The organism is candidate division WOR-3 bacterium, assembly GCA_039803545.1.
In the GTDB taxonomy this organism is placed as follows: Bacteria; Hydrothermota; Hydrothermia; order UBA1063; family UBA1063; genus UBA1063.
Genome location: JBDRYS010000001.1, coordinates 721,105 through 743,040, shown reverse-complemented (window position 1 = coordinate 743,040; position 21,936 = coordinate 721,105). Strand labels below are relative to the sequence as shown.

At 40.6% G+C, this 21,936-nt stretch carries 21 protein-coding genes; 12 read left to right on the top strand and 9 right to left on the bottom strand.

Annotated elements, in window-relative coordinates; all coding sequences use genetic code 11:
* Positions 1-16 precede the first annotated feature (16 nt).
* From metG to ABIM45_03340, 5 genes are all read right to left on the bottom strand, one after another.
* On the bottom strand, positions 17-2,029 hold the full coding sequence (gene metG / locus ABIM45_03360) for a methionine--tRNA ligase (GenBank protein ID MEO0238949.1): 2,013 nt from the start codon (positions 2,027-2,029) through the stop codon (positions 17-19).
* A 63-nt stretch (positions 2,030-2,092) separates the two neighbouring features.
* Positions 2,093-2,560: a ferritin family protein gene (locus tag ABIM45_03355; GenBank protein ID MEO0238948.1), complete on the bottom strand. Its 468-nt coding sequence runs from the start codon at positions 2,558-2,560 to the stop codon at positions 2,093-2,095.
* 24 nt (positions 2,561-2,584) lie between these two features.
* Positions 2,585-4,885 carry a DNA translocase FtsK gene (locus ABIM45_03350; protein ID MEO0238947.1) on the bottom strand — a complete coding sequence of 767 codons (2,301 nt, stop codon included), beginning with the start codon at positions 4,883-4,885 and terminating at the stop codon, positions 2,585-2,587.
* A 36-nt stretch (positions 4,886-4,921) separates the two neighbouring features.
* Positions 4,922-6,388, bottom strand: a complete 1,467-nt coding sequence (locus ABIM45_03345; protein MEO0238946.1) for an inorganic phosphate transporter — start codon at positions 6,386-6,388, stop codon at positions 4,922-4,924.
* Positions 6,385-7,032 carry a DUF47 family protein gene (locus tag ABIM45_03340; protein ID MEO0238945.1) on the bottom strand — a complete coding sequence of 216 codons (648 nt, stop codon included), beginning with the start codon at positions 7,030-7,032 and terminating at the stop codon, positions 6,385-6,387. Before ABIM45_03340 ends, ABIM45_03345 begins: the two co-directional genes overlap by 4 nt.
* A 135-nt stretch (positions 7,033-7,167) precedes the next feature.
* Between ABIM45_03340 and ABIM45_03335 the strand changes: the two genes are divergently transcribed.
* Genes ABIM45_03335 through ABIM45_03290 form a run of 10 tightly spaced genes read left to right on the top strand, consistent with a single transcriptional unit; the run spans position 7,168 to position 16,451 of the window.
* The gene (locus ABIM45_03335) at positions 7,168-7,689 is read left to right on the top strand and encodes a prepilin-type N-terminal cleavage/methylation domain-containing protein (GenBank protein ID MEO0238944.1); all 522 of its coding nucleotides are present in this window, start codon (positions 7,168-7,170) and stop codon (positions 7,687-7,689) included.
* Positions 7,690-7,716: 27 nt separating this feature from the next.
* Positions 7,717-8,181: a prepilin-type N-terminal cleavage/methylation domain-containing protein gene (locus ABIM45_03330; GenBank protein MEO0238943.1), complete on the top strand. Its 465-nt coding sequence runs from the start codon at positions 7,717-7,719 to the stop codon at positions 8,179-8,181.
* A gap of 39 nt (positions 8,182-8,220) precedes the next feature.
* Positions 8,221-9,540, top strand: a complete 1,320-nt coding sequence (locus ABIM45_03325) for a hypothetical protein (GenBank protein ID MEO0238942.1) — start codon at positions 8,221-8,223, stop codon at positions 9,538-9,540.
* Positions 9,541-9,542: 2 nt separating this feature from the next.
* On the top strand, positions 9,543-10,085 hold the full coding sequence (locus ABIM45_03320) for a hypothetical protein (protein ID MEO0238941.1): 543 nt from the start codon (positions 9,543-9,545) through the stop codon (positions 10,083-10,085).
* Between the two features lie 2 nt (positions 10,086-10,087).
* Positions 10,088-10,645, top strand: a complete 558-nt coding sequence (locus ABIM45_03315) for a hypothetical protein (protein MEO0238940.1) — start codon at positions 10,088-10,090, stop codon at positions 10,643-10,645.
* A 1-nt stretch (position 10,646) separates the two neighbouring features.
* Complete coding sequence (locus ABIM45_03310; GenBank protein ID MEO0238939.1) at positions 10,647-11,999, top strand: hypothetical protein; 1,353 nt, start codon at positions 10,647-10,649, stop codon at positions 11,997-11,999.
* Complete coding sequence (locus tag ABIM45_03305) at positions 11,996-12,838, top strand: AAA family ATPase (protein MEO0238938.1); 843 nt, start codon at positions 11,996-11,998, stop codon at positions 12,836-12,838. The genes ABIM45_03310 and ABIM45_03305 overlap by 4 nt, the downstream gene beginning before the upstream one ends.
* Positions 12,838-13,608 (top strand): hypothetical protein, encoded by a 771-nt coding sequence (locus tag ABIM45_03300; GenBank protein ID MEO0238937.1) that lies wholly within the window; start codon positions 12,838-12,840, stop codon positions 13,606-13,608. The genes ABIM45_03305 and ABIM45_03300 overlap by 1 nt, the downstream gene beginning before the upstream one ends.
* Complete coding sequence (locus ABIM45_03295) at positions 13,598-15,256, top strand: ATPase, T2SS/T4P/T4SS family (protein ID MEO0238936.1); 1,659 nt, start codon at positions 13,598-13,600, stop codon at positions 15,254-15,256. Before ABIM45_03300 ends, ABIM45_03295 begins: the two co-directional genes overlap by 11 nt.
* 1 nt (position 15,257) lies before the next feature.
* Positions 15,258-16,451, top strand: coding sequence for a type II secretion system F family protein (locus tag ABIM45_03290; protein MEO0238935.1), 1,194 nt, complete (start codon positions 15,258-15,260; stop codon positions 16,449-16,451).
* 30 nt (positions 16,452-16,481) lie between these two features.
* Here the strand turns inward: ABIM45_03290 and ABIM45_03285 are convergent, their stop codons facing one another.
* From ABIM45_03285 to ABIM45_03270, 4 genes are read right to left on the bottom strand one after another with little or no spacing between them, the layout of a single operon-like run.
* Positions 16,482-17,273: a type II secretion system protein gene (locus tag ABIM45_03285; protein ID MEO0238934.1), complete on the bottom strand. Its 792-nt coding sequence runs from the start codon at positions 17,271-17,273 to the stop codon at positions 16,482-16,484.
* On the bottom strand, positions 17,270-18,142 hold the full coding sequence (locus ABIM45_03280) for a type II secretion system protein (GenBank protein MEO0238933.1): 873 nt from the start codon (positions 18,140-18,142) through the stop codon (positions 17,270-17,272). Before ABIM45_03280 ends, ABIM45_03285 begins: the two co-directional genes overlap by 4 nt.
* On the bottom strand, positions 18,093-18,560 hold the full coding sequence (locus tag ABIM45_03275; protein MEO0238932.1) for a prepilin-type N-terminal cleavage/methylation domain-containing protein: 468 nt from the start codon (positions 18,558-18,560) through the stop codon (positions 18,093-18,095). The genes ABIM45_03280 and ABIM45_03275 overlap by 50 nt, the downstream gene beginning before the upstream one ends.
* On the bottom strand, positions 18,544-20,370 hold the full coding sequence (locus tag ABIM45_03270; GenBank protein MEO0238931.1) for a sigma 54-interacting transcriptional regulator: 1,827 nt from the start codon (positions 20,368-20,370) through the stop codon (positions 18,544-18,546). Before ABIM45_03270 ends, ABIM45_03275 begins: the two co-directional genes overlap by 17 nt.
* A 95-nt stretch (positions 20,371-20,465) precedes the next feature.
* Between ABIM45_03270 and gcvT the strand changes: the two genes are divergently transcribed.
* Together gcvT and ABIM45_03260 are read left to right on the top strand one after the other, a co-directional pair.
* Positions 20,466-21,560 (top strand): glycine cleavage system aminomethyltransferase GcvT, encoded by a 1,095-nt coding sequence (gene gcvT, locus ABIM45_03265; protein ID MEO0238930.1) that lies wholly within the window; start codon positions 20,466-20,468, stop codon positions 21,558-21,560.
* A gap of 56 nt (positions 21,561-21,616) precedes the next feature.
* On the top strand, positions 21,617-21,895 hold the full coding sequence (locus tag ABIM45_03260) for an HU family DNA-binding protein (GenBank protein MEO0238929.1): 279 nt from the start codon (positions 21,617-21,619) through the stop codon (positions 21,893-21,895).
* The last annotated feature ends 41 nt before the right edge of the window (positions 21,896-21,936 follow it).

Genomic DNA, 21,936 nt, shown 5'->3' with positions numbered 1-21,936 from the left:
ATTTTAAAACTTTTCGTCATTTTATTATGGAGCCGGGCGGAACGTCTTTATCGGGTGTAAGTAGTACCGGTTTTCCATCGAGATCACAAGCGAGTATCATGCCATTGGAAGTGACGCCTCTCACCGTTTTGGGTTCTAAATTTACTAAAACGGGAACCTTTTTGTGCAAAAGTTCTTCCTTTGTGTAGGATGTCTTTAAGCCAGCTACCAGTTCTACCACTTTATCTCCAAGATTTACTTGTAGTTTGTACAACTTATCTGCTCCAGGAATGTCTTCCACGGAAACGATTTCCCCAATTTTTAGCTCCAGTTTTTTAAATTCCTCAAATTTTATGTATTCCATAGGCTTTTCCTCTTCTTTTTCTTTCTTTGCATCTGTTTTAATCCCTATCTCTAAAGGCTTGTTCTCAACCTTCTTGTAAAGAATTTCTACATCCTGTGGCTCAATATCTTTCGGAAACCTCCAATTTCCCGCATCATCCCAACTTACGGTAATGTCTGAGATGCCAAGCATTTTTCTAATCCTTTTTGCTGAATCGGGGAGGTATGGTTCTATAACGATACTGAGCGCTTTCACCATCGAAGAGCAAAGGTAAAGGGTTCTTTCCGCCTCTTTATAATCTGTTTTTCTTGTACTCCAGGGCCTTTTGTAATCGAAATATTGATTTCCCTTTTGAGAGAATGCCATTATTTCTTTTAATGCTTTCCTGAACTCAAAGTTCTCGATGTAACTACCTATTTTTCCGGGAAGTGCTTCAATTTCCCCAATTACCTCTAAATCCATATCTTTGAAACCGTTAGTGCCTGCAGGAATTTTCCCTAAATAATTTTTAATGAAGGTGAGGGTTCTGTTTACAAAGTTTCCGAGGTTATTAACGAGCTCGCTGTTAATCCTGGTGTGGAATTCCTCGAGGGAGAAGTCTGAATCCTTTGTCTCAGGGATAACATTGGCGAGCCCGTAACGAATGTAGTCCGGAGGATACTCTTTTAAAAGGTCTGGGATCCAAATGGCCCAGTTTCTGGATGTTGATAATTTGGCACCCATCAAGTTCAAGAATTCGTTGGCCGGAACATTGTCAGGTAAATTGTAATCACCATGGGCCATAAGCATTGCTGGCCATATGAGGGTGTGGAAGATAATATTGTCCTTACCGATGAAGTGGATTATCTTTGTTTCAGGGTCAAGCCAATATTTCTTCCATTCATCGGGTTTTCCAATTTTTTCAGCCCACTCAATTGTTGAGGAGATATATCCAATAGGTGCGTCAAACCACACGTACAGTACTTTACCCTTTGCCTCTTCCAGAGGAACGGGAACTCCCCAAGAAAGGTCTCTGGTGATAGCTCTATCCTCAAGTCCATCTCTAACCCAGGAAAGGGCCTGGTTCAGTACATTCTCTTTCCAGTAGGTTTTTGAAGAAAGCCAATCCTTTAAAGGCTTTTCAAATTCTTTTAACTTGAAATAGTAATGGAAGGAAGTTTTCACGACCGGTGTTGCACCACAGATAGTGCATCTTGGATTAATCAAGTCCTTTGGTTCCAGCCATCTGCCACACTGCTCACACTGATCACCCCTGGCCTTTTCGTTTCCACAGTAAGGGCATGTGCCTTCCACATATCTATCAGGTAAAAATCTCTGGCAATTTAAACAGTAAAGTTGTTCAATTTCCTTCTTGTAAATGTATCCCTTTTCGTAAATCTTCAGAAAAAATTCCTGAGATAATTTGTGGTGTAAAGGTTTAGAGGTCCTCGAGAAGTTATCGAAGATTATATTAAGTCCATCGAAGCTTTCCTTAATGTTCTGATGGTAGTAATCGACTATTTCCTTAGGGGTCTTACCCTCCTTATCCGCCTTGATAGTAATCGCGACCCCGTGTTCATCGGTTCCACAGATATGGATGGCTTCTACGCCTTTTAGTTTGAGGTATCGCGTGTAAATATCTGCGGGTAGATAAGCCCCCGCTATGTGGCCAATGTGAAGAGGGCCATTTGCGTAAGGTAATGCGCTTGTAACTAAATATCTTGGCATGCTTTTATTATAAAGAGGATTCTGAATACTTCAAAGGATTTTGTGTTTTGAAAAATTTAAGCTCTACTTTTGAAGTTTTTCAAGTATGCCCGTGAGCGTTTTTAAATGTTTTCTTTCCTCTGCAATTATTTGGCTAAGCAAGGGTCTATTTTTATCAGGTTCTACTTCCAGTAGGAAAGTGTAGTAATTGATGCTGGTGATTTCCATTTCTATAGCAAAGCTAATAATTTTTTCTGGGGTATTGAGGCCTGCGATTTTTTCCTTTAATTCGTTTTTCTTAAATACGGCGAGGTGACCGATAGCTTTTACGTATTGTTCGTAATCTTCATCGTTTATTCTTCTTTCCTCCTTTCCCTCAAGCCCCCTAAGGATTTCTTCAAAGAGTTCCTTGTGCTTTATCTCTTCTTTCGCAATAAATTCAAAAACTTCTTTAAGATCCTTAGGAGCGATCTTTTCTGCCTCTTTGTAAAACTCTAACCCGCTTTCCTCAACCGCTATAGCTATAGTGATTATTTCAGATTGAGTAAACATGCTCACACCTCCTATCTTATTAACTCAATTCTTTTCATTTTTAAAAATCCTTTCAAGATCTTCGAACTTCACAAGAACCTTTCTGGGTTTTGTCCCCTCTTGGGGGCCGATAATTCCGAGTTGTTCCAATTGATCGATTACTCTTGCAGCCCTCGCAAACCCCAGTTTAAGCCTACGCTGCAAAAGGGTTGCCGAGGCTTTGCCTTCAAGGATGACTGCTTTGGCGGCTTCTTCAAGCATCGGATCCCACTCGCCTTCTTCCACACTAATTTCTTCTTCTGCTTCTGTTATCGGAATTTCTGTCATTTCCGGGATTTTCCTATAGTAATTGTCTCTGATTTCGGAAAGCTTCTCCTTTATTGTTTCTGGTTCCAATTCCAAATAGTCTGAAAGGAACTCGATCGCCTTTTCCTCCAATTCAGAAAGTCCCGGTTCGTCAATCCTAATAAAAGGCATGTAAAGGTTCTCATCCATAAGTTCTTCTACAAGTTCCTTAGCTTTAAGAGCGTCAAGGTCAAAGTAACTCTTAATAATTTGTGTGAGGTAGTGTTGGGTTAAGGTTCGTGAAATTTTTTTGGTCTCTTCCTCGGTGATGAGAGGTCCGTGGAGCCTTACTTTTTCGGAAGTCCCTGGAGGTATAAATAACATATCTCCTCTTCCAAGAAGCTTTTCTGCTCCATTCTCATCTAAGATTGTTTTTGAGTCGACTTTGCTTGGGACTTTAAAAGCGATTCTTACAGGGAAATTTGCCTTTATCATACCTGTAATAACGTCTACTGAAGGCCTTTGAGTAGCCACAATCAAGTGGATTCCCACTGCCCTTGCCATCTGTGCAAGCCTTGCAAGAGGTTCTTCAATCTCCCTTCCAGTAGTGATAATAAGGTCGGCAAATTCGTCAATTATGATAACAAGATAAGGAATAGGTTCGCCACCGGATTTAATCATTTTCTCATTGTAACTGGAAATGTCCCTCGCCGTTTCTTTTGCAAATAATTTATAGCGGTAATCCATCCATTTAACTGCCTTTTTAAGAACCTCTACTGCCAATTTCCTGTCCTTTACAACGGGTAAAAGAAGATGGGGTATACCCTCGTAAAGTGACAATTCTATACGTTTTGGATCAATCAGCACAAACCTAACCTGTTCGGGTTTGTTTCTGAAAATGATGCTGGTAATAATCGTGTTAATGCATACCGACTTTCCACTTCCTGTAGATCCAGCGATGAGGAGGTGGGGCATGTTTGAAAGGTCAGCATATACAGGATTTCCAGCGGTATCGACTCCAAGGGCAAAGGCCAAAGGAGAATCTAATTGGAAAAATTCATCTCTTTCTACTAAGGCCCTGAGATAAACTGTTTTTCTATTTTTATTTGGAATTTCAAAACCCACGAGCCCCTTATTGGGTAACGGTGCTATTATTCTAATTGCATTGGATCTCATCCTTAGTGCGATGTCATCAGCAAGGGATGAGATTTTTGAAAGCCTTACACCGGGAGCAGGTTCGTATTCGTATCTTGTAACGACGGGGCCCGGATAATAGTTTACGACTTTTCCCTCTATGTTAAACTCCCGAAGTTTCTCCTCGATTAGTATCTTATTCTTTTCCAGTTCTTGCTTGGATTCTGTAGCATCGAAGGGTTCGGCAGGTTTTAAAAGATTAATTAAGGTATTTGGGTTTAGTTCTTCTTCATCTACCTTAATTTCGGGCTTTTGTACTTTTGCTGCTGTTTTTGTTTTAATTTCCTTCTTTTTTTGCTCCGACTCTGGAGATTCTTGCACTTTACCGATTTCTTCCTTTATTTCTTCTCTTTTCTTTTTCCGGCTTATGAGTTTAGGAAAACTGATGATGAAGGAGGACATGATGACGAATAGAAGGGAAACGATAATTTTACCTGCTATACCAAGGTTATTTAAGAGGAATATAGAGATTCTTACTGAGAGGCTACCTGCAAGAGGAACGGGCAAATATAATGAAAAGGCGAAAAGAATGACGAAGAGGGCTAAAAGTTCTAAAAGGAGGCTCTTTTTTGCCTTGTTTATAAACACCAAGAAACCGTAAAGGGCGAAGATTAAAGAAATTAGGGCAGAAAGCAAGTAACCCAATTTTGTGACAAGGATCGATCCAACTATGTATCCAATTTTGCCTCCCCAGTTTGTAAGTTCACCTTCGGGAAAGTAAGAGGCTATGCTGATTAACAAGAACAAAAAGGCAAAGGAAAAAATTAAAGAAGCGATACGTTCAGTGATTAGAATTTTGTTTTCTGAGCTAATGTATAGAAGATATCCTGTGAAAGCGAAAAGGAAAAGAAGGCTCAAAAGCTCCATATTAAAATAATAAGCTAAAAACCAGGGCTTATCAAACTATTTGTAAGGCTTTCTAAAGAGGAGTACAAGAAGTTCATACTGTTTCCTGAACTCTTTTTCGCCGTCTGGATTTTTGACCTTCTCGCTAAAAATGTTACTTTTCAGCAGCTCGTTCCTAAACTCCCACGCATGAATGTAAACTTTTCCGTGCAACTTCTTTATTTCTGATAATTCTTCCGAAGTAAACCACTTTATGTTTATTTCCTGGAGTTTGGAGGAATCGACTACAATGGAATCAATCCTCATATGATCAAGGATCGTATAAATCTGGTTTTTATCATAACTTCCAAGACTTAAGAGGGTATTTCTGGCATTGGTTGTGTTTTGAAAGATTTTACCTTTAAGGGGTTTAAGAGGCAATGTGTCAATTCCCAATTTTCCAACTTCTTTAATTACCGAGCTTTCAAGACTGTATCTTATCGGGTGCCTAACGGTAAGCTGGAATACATTCTGTGTGAAGAAAAGCATAAAGAAAGAGAGAATTCCAGCGGAAATGGGAGTTATAATCCATGCGAGAACAATGTCCTTAAGGACTCCAAAGTTTATTAGTCTGCCTGCTCCCCTTGCCATACCTATGCCTATCATTGCACCAATAACCACTTGTGAACTGGAGATAGGGACAAGGGGAAGGGTTGGAAGATGGAGTATTAATAAAAGTTTCCTTATTACATCTGAAGAAAAGAGGAGTAAGACAATAGCCTGGGTCAAAACTACCACGAGGCCGGCTAAGGGCGTGAGTTTTAAAATTCTTTCACCAACAGTTTTTATAACCCTTTCTGAACCTGTGAGAATTCCAAGAGCGATTGAAAGTGATCCAACAAATATTAAAATTTTAAAGGCAGAGATTTCAACAGGTCCAATGTTTAGATTTTTAAAGGGGTTCGAGAAGATGTAAACCCCCACTATATTTGCAATATTGTTCGCTCCAAAGCTGAAGGCTGCAAAGGCGCCAAGGATAATGAAGGCTAACCGGAACAAATAATCCATCGTAAAAAGGTTCATTTTTGCTCTAACCTGCCATCTGTGAAAATATTTGTAAAGTAGAAAGGCAAGGACGAAGGCTATAAGTGGCGAGATAATCCAGGCTTTAAGAATTTGTACCAGTGAATTAACGTTAAGTATCTCTCCAGCGAATAGCGTCCATCCGATTATTCCACCCACGAGGGCCTGTGTAATTGATACTAAGAATCCTGCCTTTGTCATCCATATGACTGTAAGGCCCGTGGCGAGACATACGGTAAAAGCCCCCCCTATTGCATTAATTTTTCCCAGTTCCCCTATACTCTTTGTGGTATTCGAGCCCTGCAGTATGGCACCTAAAATGACCGATAGGGAGGCAACGACAAGGGCTGTGCGAAGCCTAACCATCTTAGAGCCAACCGCTGTACCAAAGATATCAGCAGTATTGTTGGCTCCGAGAGACCAGCCAAGAATGAGGCCACCAGCTAAGAGAATGAAGTTCATGCTATCCTTTTGATAACGTAAATGGAGAGCCTGTCACAGACATCTTCGGCCTTGTCAGAGACCTGTTGAACCATTGAGATAAAGTTTGACAATTGGATTTTACAACAGGGCTCAATGGTGGTGTCCACGAAAATTTTTCTTTTTATCTCGTTTCCAATTTCATCACATTCGTGTTCAAAGTGCATGACTGATTTTATATGGTTTCTTACCTCCTGGATGTTTTTAAAATACATACGGATTGCAGAGACCATCTCTTGAACGGAAAATACGGTATTTTCAATTAAAAGCTCAAAGGATTCTTTCAAAGATTCTGGTATTGTGGGCCTTTGAATATCAAATTCAATCATCACCTGTGACATAGAGTTTAGGACAGAATCTGCGTTCTCGATAATTCCAAGCACATCGCCTCTCGACTCGGGAATTAGAAGCTCCATGTAAATCACATTTTCGATTTCTCTCCTTAAGGAGTCTCCACGACTTTCAAGTTCATCCACTTTTTTTACCTTTTCCTCGAACTTTTCGCAATAATTTTTAAGGTACATAAGTAAGCCCTCTTTGAAATTTAGAGAGGCCTCGATGAAAAAATCAAGGTAGGCATCAATTTTCCCTTCTAATTCTTTAGTTTTTTTCCAAACGCTTAACATATTCACCTCCAGGGGATTGATTGTAAATCCTCTGAAAAATCAAGTCAAATGGCAATTTGAAAGTGCAGAATTCTTGACAATACCGAAGGGGGGCATTATATTAAAATAAAACATTTTGAGAGCAAAGGAGGCTTCATGAGGAAAGGATTTACATTGGTTGAACTTGCAATAGTTTTGATAGTAATTGGTCTCATCATTGTAGTAGTCCTCAGAGGGCAAGGGCTTGTGGAAAATGCAAGGATTTCGAAGTTGACCAGAGATTTTCAGGGGATTCAGGCAGCTTTTTACTCTTACTATGATAGATATGGAATGTACCCCGGCGATGATTCAGCTGCTGGAACAAGGTGGCCCGGAGAGGTAAGCGGTAATGGAAATGGGTATGTAGATCCGGGAGAGGCCCCTTACGTCTGGAGCCATATGTTGAAGGGTGGATATGTACAGGGAATGCCAAGAGGCCCTTATGGAAATTACATATTTGGTAGTATGAATTTTGGCTCTACCTATGGATTTGGAAATTTTGTGGGGGGAACCGGGATCCCGGGTAACATTTCTGAACAAATAGATAAGAAAAATGATGACGGAATTTATAACACAGGTTATATTCAGGGGTCGAGGGCCTATACCTCGGACACCCTGACATTATATTGGAAACTTTAGCGCTTGTCTTTAAAAGGAGGTAACATTATGAGGCGTAAAGGCTTCACACTGCTGGAACTGGCCATTGTGCTGGTGGTCATAGGGCTCCTCATAGCCCTTGTGATGAGGGGCATGACCCTCCAATCGAGTGCGAAGGTTAAGAGGACTGCCGGAGACCTCAGAAATATCCACACTGCTGTGATGGTGTACTACAGCAAGAAGAACATATATCCGGGCGATACTACCGGGGATGGTTATATAGATAGCGACGCAGCCGCATGGGATTCCTTAGCTAAGTATAGCATTGCTTTCAAAAAACCCAGTCCGTATGGAACGAATTACAAACTTGATACTTTAACAGTTAGTGGTACTTTAAGAAACATTATTAAAGTTAAGCTAGTGGATCCTGCCGCGAAATCGGATATTGATAACCTTATCGATGACGGTGACACTACAAAAGGAGCTGTGTTTACACAATCAGCTGATACTACTCTGGTTTACGTCATTGAATAGTTACTATCTCAGGGGCCCCTTTAAGGGGCCCCTGAATCTATGAAAATTGCAGTATTTCTTATAAAACAGAATTTCTCCGCAGATCTCTATATCTTTGAAGATGGAGTTTTAGAAGGGTTATTCTTTTTAAGTGGAGAAGAATTTAAGGCGTCGAAATTCCCCTCAAGGATGAGGGGAGTTGACAAAGTTTATGTCTTATTAGATGACCCGGGTATTTATTATTTAAACCTTTTGAGACTCCCCAATTTGAGGTCTTCTGAATTGAAAAAGACGGTGAATTACGAGCTTATTTCAATTTTGGGCGAGAAGGCGCGCTTTGCCTTTGAAACGGTGGCAGTCAAAGAGGATGAGGCGGGTATTTCCTCTTTGGTTTTGGTTAATGGGATTAAAGAGTCTTATTTTAATGAACTTGTTGAATATTTAAAGAACTATCGTGACCTCATTGAGCTTATAGTTTCCTATCCTATTTCGTACTATAACTTTGACACGGGCAAGAGTGCTTTAATAGTGGAACTTTACGAAGATAAGACTAAGATGACCGTTTTAATGGGTGGCGCCGTGGTTCTTTACCGGACAATTCCCGTTGGCTCTCAAAGGGTAACTCCTGAAGACTTAACTTTAAGGTTAAGGGAGGAGATAGAACGAATTACATACTATGTAAGGCAGAATTACGATAGAACCTTTGAACTAAGAAAATTGTACTATTTTGCGGAAGATAAGAAGGCCGGCACTTTATTTGGCAGGTTTGGCGTGGTTTCAGAAGAAATAGAACTCCCTATTTACCGAGGTGGAGATATTGCACCATACATCGTTTCACAGAAGAATCCAAAGGAGTTTATCTTAAATATACTTCCGCCTATTGTGAGCTATAGGGAAATTTCGCCTTACATTTATTTGATTCTACTACTTTCCTTTCTCTTTTACTCGGCACTTTTTGGCTATTCTTACGGACGCCTTTTAAGATACGAACGTACCCTATCAAGAACCCTTGACAACCTTAGGTCAGGGGTTTATCAAAATCTCACCTATATAAGAGAAAACAGGATGTTGATGTTAACCAGTGGGTTGAGTCAAGCAGATGTTCCTTTGGAGGAACTGCTCAAAGCAGTATCTGCCAGTTTAGAGAGAGGGATGAGGGTATCTTATTTCAAAGCGGAGAGACAAGTTACCGGGCTTAACTTTTCATTAACCTTTGATTTTGAAAATGTTCCAGATTTTAAGAAAGCAGACTTGCTCGAATCCTTTATAAATCGTTTAAATTCCCACGGGACATTTCAAAATCTTCGTTACGAAGTCCAAACCCAGGGGGATAAGAGGGAGTACCTTGTTAAAGGCGTGATGGTTAAGGGGAGTAGCTGAGAATGCTAAGAAGACCGATTTACCTTATAGTTTTCTTGCTTATTTTTGGCACCCTTGGTTATATAGAGTATCAGATTGTTCAGAAGCAAAGTTCAAAGATCGAAAGGATGGAGAATGAACTTATAAATCAGTTCAGGGAGTTCAGTACCTATAAGAATTATGTTTATCAATTCAGCCTCCCTGCGAGTAGGAGCTTTTTGTTTATAGATATGCGTGAGTTAGGCGACGACGGCAGAAAGATGAGTTTTCTTAAAGACTATTTTCAGAGTTCGGCAAAACAATACGGCCTTGATACGGAAGTTAAAGTAGAAAGTGGTCAATTTTTCGACTGGATGAATGTTTTATCTTCGGCAGGTGGGTTGCTCAAGGTTTATAGGGTAAATATGGAAATTCAAAACTATAGTAACCTGCCCGCTTTATTAGAGTTTTTAAAATTTTTAAAAAATTTTCCAGTAGTTATAGACAATTTTGAGGCTGGTACAGGTGGTGAAAAAAAGGGGTATATAAAATTAACCTTTCAATTTGTTGAAACCTATGAGGAGTAAAGATGAAGGGTAAGAGCTTATTAATAGCATTGCTCATATTGGCTTTTGTGATTGGGGTAGTTTTAATTATTACCCTTTTCATTCCAACGCTTCGGAGGCCTGTGCCGCCGGTTCCTCAGGTACAGGTCACAGTCCCTGTTGAGACCTCTAAAAAGGAACAGATTCAAACAAAACCTTACACTTTTGAAAAAGCATCTTCCCTATACGACCCTTTCACCTCTAAGGTTCTTGAAGCCACTAAGTTGCAGGAACAGATGGAATTGAGAAATACCGAAATTGAATTACTTAAATTGGAACTTGAGAAGCTGAGGTTGGAGGCCCAGATTGATAGCTTGAGAAAGGAAAGAGGATATTCGGTCTCAAGTATAGGAGGAGTAAAGGTACTTGCTGTTTCGGAGGGTGGAGGAAGCTTTAGGGCACTTCTTGATAATGGTGCAGAAAAACGCTGGATTAGTGAAGGCGGGAGTTTTAGTGGGTACACGGTGTTAAAGGTCGAGTCTGGATATGTTACTCTAAGGGATCCTTCAGGTAAAATATTGAAAATAAAGTCAGGAGAGTAATATGAAGAGACTAATTTTGATTGCAGTTTTGATGTTTGTTTCCTTTAAACCCATTTTTGCTGAGGAGCCTTCGATTCCGAGGGTGGAGGTGGACGAGGTCAAGACATCCTTATCAAAGAGGATCAGTATCCAGGGTAAATCCATTCCTATTGCATCCATAATGGAACTAATTTCGGAAGAGTCGAATCTGAGTTACTATATAGACCCCGGTATTTCAAATTTGGTTGTTGCCAACTTGAATTTCAAGGATGCAACAATTAAAGAGCTTTTGGATTTTTTAGAGGCTAATTACGACCTTGTCTACAGAATTGAAGGTAATAAAATTCTTTTGAAAAATTATGACACCTGGACCTTTGAGATTGATTTCCCTGCAAGATCGAATAAATCTTCTATAAGCATCGGTGGTAGCGTGATACCTGCGAGTGATTTGTCGGGTAGTGCAAAAGTTAGTAGTGAGTTTAGCAGTGGCCAGGCTGACCTTTACAGCGCTATAGAAAACGATGTTAAAGCCCTTTTATCTCCTGCTGGAAAGTTTTCTTTAAATAGGAGCTCCGGGGTACTCTTGGTTTCTGATAGTGCCTCTGCCCTAAAGAGGGTTAAGTATTATATAAATAAGGTACGGGAGTCCAAGGATAGGAAGGTTCGGATTGAGGTGAAAATTGTTGAAGTTTCCTTGGACAATACAGACTCCTACGGGATTGACTGGAGCTTTATGAAGAACTTTTCCGCAAATTCCACTAATTTTAATCTGAAGCTTGATCAGAATACTGCTTTAACTCAAAAGGTTTTCAGTGTTAACTTAGCAGGAGGTGGGTTTACAACACTGCTCAACTTTTTGTCCACTTACGGTAAAGTAAACCTTCTATCCCAGCCTTCCTTGTTGCTTATGAATGGCGAAAATGCGTTACTTTCAGTGGGTCGTCTGCTTACTTACTGGGAACTTACCGCTCAGGCAGCAGGTGCCCAGGTCGGTACACCCGTAGTTTATCCTGTCCAGAAAAGCATTCTAAAGGGGCTTCTATTCTCAGTTACGCCTTTCGTAAGCTCTGATAGTTCTGTTACCATGGAGATTACGCCTATTCTTGCCGATGTTTCTAAGTGGGAATCTTACCAGTGGCAGGGACAGTTACTTGAAGCACCTTCCGTTGATATTAGGGAAGCCCATACGATGCTAAAAGTTAAGTCGGGTGAGACCATTATCCTTGGTGGTTTAATCTCCAATAAAGAAAATACAGTGGAGAGGGGAATTCCGATTATCTCAAAGATTCCCATTATTGGTCACCTCTTCAAGAGTCAGGAGAAGTTTAAAGAGCGGACTGAACTGGTCATTTTTATTACCCCTCAAATTGAATGAAATCACAAGAACTGATTTATTTAAACGAGGCCATTTTAGAGTTTTTCGGCCTTAAGGTTAATCCTTTTACCAATACCCCAAATTTAGATTTTCACTATGAATCTAAGTCCTTTCAGGAAGGATATTCTGCCCTCTACTACGTGATAAGTAGGAGGTTGGGCTTTGCATTGATCACGGGAGAAGTAGGCACTGGAAAAACCCAGCTTTTAAGGTACTTTTTAAAAACTTCACCTTTTAAGATGTCTTCAGCCTTGGTTTTGAATCCTCTTGTTAAGCCTAAGGACCTTTTTAAATTAATTTTGTCAGATTTTGGCGTGAAAGAGGCTTCAAAAGTTAAAGAAATCAGCGTGTTGACGAATCTGCTTTACGATTTTACTTTGAAGAAAGCTCGGGAGGGGGAAAGAGTCGTTGTTTTTATTGACGAGGCCCAGGACCTACCCCTTGATACTATGGAATCGCTAAGGCTTATTTCCAATTTTGAAACAGAGGATTCAAAACTCATCGACATCATTCTCGTTGGACAACCTGAACTTGAGAAGAAATTGGAACGGTATGAGTTGAGACAGCTAAATCAGAGAATTTGGGTGAGGGTGAAACTAAGGCCGTTGGATATTGACGAAATAGAACCTTACCTGGTAGTGCGTTTTGAAAGGGCTGGGGCGGGGAGAATCTTTGATAATTTTATTGTAGGAGAAGTTTACAATTTCTCAAAGGGGATTCCAAGGCTAATCAATGCGCTAATGGAACGAGCTATGCTTGCTGCATTCGTTGACGAGAACAAGATAATCCGTCCGAGACACATCAAAAGGGCAATTGAGAGTTTGATGGGGGAAGGCTAATGAGCCTCATCCATGAAGCCTTAGAAAAGGCCAAGAAAAGCCCGAGTAAGGTTGAGTTTAAAAAGGTTGAGGCTCGAGAAGAAAGAAAAAGGAGGGTCTTTTGGTGGCCTGTGATTCTTGGTCTTTTATTTTTAGTTGTCATAGCCCTTGTGTTTCTGCTCGATACTGGAGTGTTTAAGAAAATGAGAAACTTAAAAACGGGTATCGCTGCTTTTGTGATGTTACACAGGGCAGAAGATTCAAAAAATCAATCCTTAGAGAACGATTCTTTAACATCAAATCAATTTGTTAGTGCTGTGGACTCAGCTCAGACTAATCTTATAAACTTCCGTGAAAGCTTTAATAGAGCTCTCAACACTGGTAATACAGAACTCCTGAAAGAACTTGCCCTTAATAACCCCGATTCCTTATCCTTTGAAGATTTTAAGAGAGTCCTCGGGATCTTTATGACCCTTGATGATTACCGGGTTGTTAATGAAATAGCTCATAAAGCGGATGAAGCGGGGAAACTCGATGCAGATCTACTGCTTGAACTTGCGAAGTATTTTGAACAAAAAAATGGGGTCGTATCAGCCTATTATTACAGAAGATCATATTTTGCAGGAAATTTTGATCCTATTCTCCTTGCAAAAACGGGCTCTCTTTACGACAACCTGGGCCTTAAGGATAGTGCTATAAAGTATTACAGGGCTTATCTTAATGTTGCAGATACAGGGGATTTGTATTTTAATATAAAGAGGAGGGTAGATTACCTTGCAGGTGGAAAGTAAAAAGTACACCTTAAAACTCGGGGAAATATTGCTCAACATGGGTTTTATTACCGAGACAGAGCTTAAGCTTGCTTTAGAGGAACAAACTCGGACAGGGGAAAAACTGGGGGAGATACTTTTGAGGCTCGGCCTTGTTACAGAAGAGGAAATTTCTTATGCTATTGCCCACCAGGCTGGCGTTGAATTTATAAATCTGGAAGAGGTGATAATTAATCCAGCGGTAATTAAGCTCGTTCCTTATAATGTTGCAAGAGAAAATAAGGTTGTCCCGATAACTACCGATGGTAAATCAATTGTCGTAGCCATCCAGGATCCCTTTAATTTCAAGGCTATTGACACTATTGAGCAAATCACTGGACTTAGAGTCATAGTAAAAGTGGCAAGGGAAGAGCAGATTTTGAGAACTATTGAAAATATTTACGGTCTCCATGTTAGTTCCGATGAAGACTTTGAAGCCAATATAAGAGAGGCTATCAGGATCCAACAACTTGGCGCAGAAGTGGCTCCCATTGCAAATATTGTCAATCTGATCGTTTTAAAAGGAATCCAGTTGGATGCTACAGATATCCACATTGAGCCATCGGATAAGGTTTCCAGGATAAGGTACCGTGTTGATGGGGTATTGCATCCCATTTACACCATTCCAAGGAGACTCCATCCCTCCATTGTCACCAGGATTAAAATTATGTCTAACCTCGATATTGGCGAGCAGAGGGTTCCACAGGATGGGGGGTTTAACTTCCAGTTGGGTATGAAAAATATAAACATAAGGGTATCTACCTATCCAACGCCTTATGGGGAAAGTGTGGTTTTGAGGATTCTCGAGAGGACAAATATTATACTGGGGCTTGAGAAACTGGGCCTTTCCCAGGAAAAACTCGTGAGAATAAGAAATTTGATCCAAAAGTCCTTTGGGATTATTGTGGTATGTGGACCAACGGGATCAGGTAAAACTACGACTTTGAATTCCATTTTGTTAGAGCTAAATTCCCTTGAAAAGAACATTATGACCATAGAGGATCCTATAGAGTACAGGTTATCGCTGATAAAACAGTCCCAGGTCAATGAAAAGGCGGGATTTACCTTTGCCAACGCCCTAAGGAGTATTTTAAGGCACGACCCTGATGTTATTCTGGTAGGTGAAATGAGGGACCGAGAGACGGCTGAATTGGCCTTCCAGGCGTCCCTTACCGGGCATTTGGTCTTAACAACTATTCATGCCAATACGGCGATTCAGGCTATTCCGAGACTTTTAAATCTTGGTGTTGATCCATACATAATGTCAGTGGGGCTCATTGCTATCATCGGGCAGAGGTTGGTGAGGAGGGTGTGTGAAAACTGCAAGGTGGCTCAGCCTGTGGATATTAATTTAGTTAAAAAATTTGGTCTCGAAAAGTACTTTGCTAAGGATGAGAAGGAATACGTTGGTAGGGGCTGCTCCCACTGCTTCCACACTGGCTATCGTGGCAGAACGGGAATTTTTGAGATTCTTGAAATAACAGAAGAGGTAAGGGAACTAATCCAGAGAGGTGCTCCCCTTCATGAGATTGAGACTGTTGTCAAATATGAAACGATGTTGGAGGACGGAATAAAAAAGGTAAAAGAGGGGATTACCAATCTAAGTGAGGTTTTGAGAGTCATAGGTTGATATGGAGTTCGTTTACATTGGATTAAACGCAAGGGGTGAAAAGGTAAAAGGTTATATCGAGGCTGAGAATGAAGTGGTCGCCGTAAAAATCTTGAAGGAGCAAGGACTAACCCCTTTACAAGTGAGAAAGTCTACAATATTTTCCTTTAAGCCAAGGTACAGGGTAAAGCGGAAGGAATTAATTTTATTCACAATGCAACTCCATTCTATTATAAGTTCTGGCGTTCCAATTACGGTGGGACTGGAAAGTTTAAGGGATGAAGCGGTGAGCAAAGACTTGAAAAAGGTTATTGAAGAGATACGTCTTGCCCTTCTTCAAGGAAGTTCTCTCTATGAGGCATTCTCTCGTTTTAAAACAGTTTTTCCGCCTTACTACCTTGGGGCTTTGAAAGTAGGTGAGGAGAGCGGAACTCTTCCCAAGACCTTAGAAAGGATTGTGAATGTTATGCAGAGGGAGGAGGAGCAGAAGGATAAGACCATCAAAGCCTTAATTTATCCAGCCTTTGCTGTTACTACGATATCTATCGCGGCTATTTTTTACCTCTTTTATGTGTTACCGAGGGTGATTGATCTGGTTAAGGGTCTTGGAACCAGCCTGCCTTTTATAACGGTTTTCGTAATCACCGTTGTAGGGTTTCTTAAAAAATTTGTTTTCCTTTTTGTGATCCTCTTGATTGTAGTTATAGGGGCTTTGATTTTAATGTATCAGCAAAAATCTACCAGAGTAATCATTGAGAAGGTTTTGGTGGAAAAGTTGGGCATTCTGTCGGATGTACTTGTTAAATCCTTTTATGCCCATTTTACGACCTTCCTTGCCTTAATGTTGGAGGCTGGAATCGATATGAGCACCGCCCTTGAGCTTTTGACCTTCAGTACAGGGAATTTATACCTTGTCAATCTGATCGAGAGATTAAAAACTCTCGTGACTTCGGGACAGAGGCTCGGGGAGGCGGTGAGGAATCTGGGTTTTCCGCCCCTTTTCTGTTCGATGGTTTCCATTGGTGAGGAAACGGGGACTTTACCTAAGCAGCTTAACAGCCTCTCTTTCTATTATGAATCTGAACTGACCCGCACCGTTGAGAGATTACAGGCCATTTTGGAGCCAGTTTTAATTATTTTCATCGGCGTATTCGCCGCATTGATTTTTGTCTCGGTCCTTTTGCCTATTTACCAGACCATAGGGAGTATAAGGTAATTTGACATCTGCGAAATTTTTTCAAATTAATTAATTGTTATCGAGGGTGTAGATCGGCACATCATTGTTTCTTGTTGTAATTCTCACGTCCACAATGCAGTTACCATTCCAGTCAAGGATTATCGGCACAAAGGCGTTGGTCTGATGAGGGGGAAAGTTTGAAGATATCGAAAGAAGAATTACTTCATTTGGTTTCACATTTCCAAAGATCGCACTGGAGTTGTTATTAATGGTTGTATAACCTGTTTGTAGTTGAGTTGGGAAAGCGTAAATGGTTGAACCGCTGGTGTTTCTTACAATTACGAGGTAATTTGGACAGGTAGATGTTCCACTGGTGATAAGTTCTGCTTGAGAGATTGCTATTAAGATGTCATCAAAATCCCCCGTGCCTTTGCTCTGAAAATACCTATCTGGACTTGATATGTCAGAATTCTGACCGTCAAATTTACCGTTTGGTCCTGCCGAAATTATAACCGCTCCAATACTGCCGATAGGGATGCCGTCTATATAAATTGAATCGGAGGTATTGGTTGTATCAGCAAAGTAAAAATATGGTATCCCATTGATTGGATCGTTTAAGAATTTTGTCGGGATTTGTAAAAGAGAAGATGGTAGTCTGTAATTAGTGGTGTGGGAAGGAAGTTTACCGTAGGTTTTGTAATAGGTTATTATACGCTTTTTGTAGGTTTGAAGTTCCTGTTGGGTTTCTTCGATGCCCTTTGATCTCCTTGTCTGTGTTAAGAGGGGTATGGAAATACCGGCTATTATGCCTAAAAGAATCAGGGCGATGGAAATTTCTATTAAAGTAAATCCGCGTTTCATCTGTATAGATCCCTCGTTATAGCGGGTGGGTCACTGCCCGCAACATTATATTGGTCAGTGTAAATCACCACCTCAACTGTACAGTCGGAGCCCTCATTGTAAGTCGCTATATTAAACCAGTAAGTTCTATTTTGCTGATATGTATTATCGGGTGAAAGTTGAATACAAGCCACAGGCGAGATACCGGTGAGAGTGTAACTTGAAAGATAGGCTACTGAAAAGTTGGTTGTAGTTGTTGAAAGCACTCGGCCATATTCAGTTATTTTAGACCTCTGGTTTTTGTTTCGCACAATAAGAGTATAGTTATTGCAGATATTGGTTGAGGTATTAGTTGTGGAGGGGGCTAAGTCCAACTCGCACACATAATATAAAACATCATCAAAGTCCCCTGTTCCTGTGGATGCAAATCTTCGATCTCCCGGCGTCGCATTTTCACCATCGAATTTTCCATTTGGTCCAGCGCTAATAATCACTGCCGAAAGGCCTCCAAGGGGGATGCCATCGACATAAATTGTATCGTTAGACCCTGATACGGTGTCCGCATAATAGAGGTAAGGGATACCTTTTATAGGATCATTCTTGTATTGGTCGGGAATACCGAGCTTTGCTGTGGGAAGGGTATACGTTGCGTCATGGGATGGGAGTTTACCGTTAACATTGTAAGAGGAGATTATTAACCCTCTAATGTTTTCGAGTTCACTTTCTGCTTGCCTTATCTTTTGATTTCTCGTTACACTTAGAGTTATTGGGATGGCAACGGCGGTAAGGAGTCCCATTACTACTAAGGCGACGGAGAGTTCGATAAGGCTGAAGCCTTTTTTAAAATTTGAGGTAGGAGACATTGGAGATTCTCCTGTATCTTCCTGCATCCAGGTCCCCATCATCGATTTTAGCATCAATCAGAGAATCGGCACTAAGGGGAATTCTATCGGAATAAATGTAGTTCCCGCTGTCACTCACGAAGTTTCTCCATAAAATGGTAAAGGTGCCGCCAAAGGGATTGGTAGTTTTCACATCAAAGCCGCTGGCTCGCAAAACAGGTATCGCATCACTTTCGATCTTACCGTCGCTATTATTATCACCCGGGTATTTTCTGTAAGTATTAAAATAGTTTTCAACGGCGTAGAGATTAACTCTATAAGATTCAACAGTCGCGTTGACCTTAGCAGTGTAATTTGTTTGCATACCCCTCACAACAATTCCGATAAGAATGCCAATAAGTATTAACACTATGGCCAATTCCAGCAGAGTGAATGCCTTCCTTAACCTATTAATTCCAGGTTCCATTTTCCCTCTTTTTAATGTTGTACTTTCTCATCTTTGCAATGAGGCTGGTTCTTGAAATCCCCAGCATCTTTGCCGCCTTCGTCTCATTCCAATCACAGCTGAGAAGGGCATCGATCAGAATGTTTTTCTCATAGTTTTCCACGAGCTCGTCGAGGGAGAAGACATGGGATTCCATGGCTGTAATTTTGGGGGACAGTTTGTCAACGGTAATATATCCACCGTCCTCCGTAAAGGCGATCATTCGCTCAACTTCCTTTTCCAGCTCCCTCACATTTCCAGGCCAGTCGTAGGATTTTAGAAGTTCGTAGACAGCAGGTGTGACCCCTTTTATAATTTTGCCTTCTTCAATGGAGTATTTTTTGATAAAGTAGTTCACCAGTTCAGGAATATCCTCTTTCCTTTCTCTGAGGGGTGGTAACTTTATCACCATTCCAGAGATTCTGTAATAGAGGTCTTTTCTAAAGTTTCCCTTTTTAACTTCCTCTTCAAGATCGACATTTGATGCTGAAATTATCCTTACATCGATGGGTATGAGCTCTGTACCCCCCACTCTTCTTATAGTCTTTTCTTCGATGGCCCTTAGTAATTTTGCCTGCATACCTGGCGATGTGGCTTCAATTTCATCAAGGAACACAGTGCCACCGGCTGCGGATTCAAAGAGCCCAATTTTTCTTGAGGTCGCTCCCGTAAAGGCTCCCTTTTCGTGTCCGAAAAGTTCAGACTCTAAGAGGGTTTCGGGTATTGAAGCACAATCAATTATTACGAAGGGTTTATCCCTCCTCGCACTCAATTCATGGATTTTTCTTGCAACAAGCTCCTTACCCGTGCCAGTTTCCCCCAGTATAAGAACGGTCATATCAGTTTGGGAGGCAATTAGGATCTCCTCCTTTATTTTTGCCATCTTGCTGGAGTTCCCGATAATCTCAACGGTGAAAAGGTTTTCCTGAGATTGTGCCTTTTTGCCTTTAGTAGTTAGTTGTAGTAGAGCATTTAGGACGAATTCGTCGTGCTCTAAAGTGTGTAAGTCTTCTGAATTGATGTATCCAAGAGAAAATTTGCATTTTACAGCAGTGTGGTTTATATGAAAGGATTCAAAATTTAGTGCAGAGCTTAACCTTTCTATGAAGGTTTTTGTACCTTCAGATGTTGTGTGCGGCATCAAGATTGCAAGCTTGTCTAAGTCAAATCTGCATAGGATGTCACTTTTTTTTTTCATTCTTGTGATAAAACGTGCAATATCTCTGATGAGAGCATCGAAGGATTCCTCAGGCAGGTTTCTCGAAAGTTCCTCGAAGTTATCTAACTTTATGATTATTAATGAAAAGTCTTCCTTGTACCTTATTTTCCTCTGAATCTGCTCATCAATGCGGTCGAGGAGATATTTTTTCCCTGGAAGCCCCGTTCCTGGATCCACAAAATGGTAATCGAGAAGGCTTAAGAGTTCCGTGATTTTGGAAAAGGTTTCTGAAGCCCTTTCCAAATAGGCAGATTCGGATCCAGCGCCTTCTGCAACAAAGATGTAACCATAAGAGCCCAGTTTTCCTTTTAATGGGTAAATTTTAAATCCGTTGATCTTGAAGGGAGAGTCCTTTGGAGTGGCGGAAAGTTCCAACTGTTGTATGAGTCCATTTAATTCTGCCTCGTTTATTCCCTTTGAAATTATTTGAATGGGCTTTCCTGTTGGCTTGGTTAAAACGACGCCGTATTTAAAATCCTGGAAGACCTCTGAGAGGAGTTGAAAAACGAACTCTATGAGCTCTGATAAGACTTGCGAATAGGAAGACTCCTCAACTTTTAACCTCTTGAGCATGTGTTTACATAAAATATAACACTCCCTTCAGGAAAAATCAACATTTGATTAAATTCATTGTGGAATTTATAATTTTGCAACAAAAAGGAGGCTATATGCTTCGTAGAACACCACTTTTTGATGAACACGTAAAACTGGGCGCAAAGATTGTGCCTTTCGGTGGTTTTGAGATGCCCTTGCAATACTCCTCCATTATTGAGGAACATAGGTGGGTAAGAAAGAGTGTCGGTATCTTCGATGTCTCTCATATGGGAGAAATCATTATCAAAGGTCCTGATGCCCTCGAGTTTGTATCTTATATCACGTCCAATGACCCTTCGAAGCTTGAGATTATGGAAGCTCAATATTCGGCCCTTCCTACCGAGAAAGGGACAATTGTAGATGACCTTTTAGTGTATAGACTGGAAGACTATTTTATGTTAGTGGTAAATGCTTCCAACATTGAAAAAGATTTTAACTGGATTTTAAATCACAAAAGGGGAAACGTTGAGATTATAAATATGTCTTATGAGATTGGTGAAGTTGCCTTTCAGGGGCCCAAGGCTGAAGAGGTTTTGCAGAGGATCGTTGATGGGGACCTATCACAAATCAAGTATTACTGGTCTGCACGGATTAATATTCTGGGGAAAGAAGCACTGGTATCGAGAACTGGTTACACAGGCGAGGATGGCTTTGAAATTTATACTGATAATAAACACATAGTGGAGATTTTTAGAAAACTTCTGGAGTTTCCAGAAGTTAAACCTGCCGGCCTTGGTGCGAGGGACTCATTGAGGCTGGAAATGGGATATTGCCTTTATGGAAACGATATTGATGAAACAACCAATTTGATAGAAGCAGGACTTAAGTGGATTACAAAACTCGAAAAGCCTGATTTTATTGGGAAAGAGGCACTTGTCGAGATTGATCAAAAAGGCGTTTCCAGGAAGAGAGTCGGATTCGTGGTTAAAGAAAGTGGCAATATCCCAAGACACGGCTATAAGATTTTTGATGAAGCGGGTAATGAAATCGGGGTTGTGACCAGTGGCAATATATCTCCGTCCTTGAATGTACCCATTGGTATGGGCTATGTCATGAAGGACTACTCAAAGGCAGGAACTCAAATATTTGTTGAAATTAGAGGGAAGAAAGTCCCTGCCGAGATTGTAAAACTTCCTTTTTACAAGGAAGGGAGCGTCAAAAAGGCTTAAATTGATTGTCTAAGCGCTATTGTTTATAATATTGCCATTAAAATCAGGAGGTTTCAATGAGGAAGCAGGATATAGTAGATGAAATTTACCAGCAGACAGGTTTACCAAAGAAGGATATTCAGCTCGTGGTGAATCTATTCCTTGACACCGTTAAAAAAGCATTTTTCAGGGGCGAGAGAGTTGAGTTGAGAGGTTTTGGGGTTTTTGAGGTAAAACAAAGGAAAAGCAGGGTTGGAAGGAATCCCAAAACTAAAGAGGTTATCAAAATCCCTGCAAGAAAGGTTGTGACTTTTAAACCATCAAAACTTGTTAAAGGGTTGAAGGAGGAAGAGTAATGCCTTGCGGAAGGAAAAGAAAGAGAAAAAAGATTAAAAAG